At 72.2% G+C, this 1,107-nt stretch carries 1 protein-coding gene; it reads right to left on the reverse strand.

All coding sequences use genetic code 11. The features are described from left to right. Positions 1–377 precede the first annotated feature (377 nt). A partial coding sequence (locus tag HC022_RS27175) for a lytic transglycosylase domain-containing protein (RefSeq protein ID WP_167454448.1) occupies positions 378–1,107 on the reverse strand: 730 nt, incomplete at its 5' end.

Below are 1,107 nucleotides of genomic sequence, written 5' to 3' on the forward strand. Positions count from 1 at the left end.
CCCGGGTCGGCCCTGACGCGCACCGGGCTGTCATCCGCTGCCACGGGTTTGGAATGCAGGTAAGCTCGCCAACGCGATCAGGGGCTGCGGTGCGGGGCCGCGACGCAGCGCTCGCCCGGCCTCGACGCCTTTGCCTCCGGCGCACCATTTCCGGCAGCGTCGTCGCGCCCGCCGCCTTGCCCCTGTCCCGCGCCGGTTCACGCCCGCCTGACCTCGAGACGGGCGACGCCGCGGCGACCGCCGTGTCATGCCATGCCGCTTCCACCGCTTGGCAGGCCATGCTGCGCCTATCAAGCAACAGACCGTCCTGCGCCGGCCATGCGTTACGCCACTCCCGTGCCGACCAAACGTCAGGCCACGCGGCGACGCACAGGCGCTCAACCGTTGGCGTAGACCGCGCAGGCGCAGCCCCGCGCCTTGAGCTTCGTGCAGTAGCGCCAGCCCTCTGCGAGGCTGTCGCGGCCGATCCGCGCCATCCAGTAGCCGCCGCGCGGGCTGGCGCGGCTCTTCTGCCAGACCAGCTCCGGATCCTCTTCCGCCACCAGTGCGGCGCAGGACCTTACCCGCACCCGGTATTGTTCGAGCGCCCGCGCCTTGGTGGTGCCGTAAGCCATCTGCACCCCGAACGGCGCCCGCGCCGGCTCCGGCTCGGGATAGGCGGTGAGGCGGCGGTTGCGGGCGAGATCGTGGCAGGCCTCGGCGAAGGGCACGCCGGGCTGCAGGCGGTAGTCATGCGCCTCGGGCGGATCCTCGGCCCATGTCCCGGCATCGACACCGGTGACGATGAGCACGTAATCGACGGTCTCGCGGGGCAGGGCGGCGTCCTGCGCCATCAGCGCCTCGGCGCGGCGCTCGCCGCCATTGTAGGCCACCGCAGCAAGCCCGGGGTTGCCGTAGCGCCGCACCAGCTCGCCCAGGTACTCGGCGGAATACTCCATCGCCTCGGCGGGATTGTACGGGTCGCGGAGCCCGCGCAGCCTCGCGGTCGAGGGGATGAACTGCGCGATGCCCTGCGCGTTGGCGTGGCTCAGCGCGTTGGGATCGAAGCGGCTCTCCTGCCAGAGCAGCCGCGCGAAGAAGCCGGGCTCGAGCCCGTTGCGCAGGGCG

It is taken from the genome of Salipiger sp. HF18 (genome assembly GCF_011806505.1).
Classification (GTDB): domain Bacteria; phylum Pseudomonadota; class Alphaproteobacteria; order Rhodobacterales; family Rhodobacteraceae; genus Salipiger; species Salipiger thiooxidans.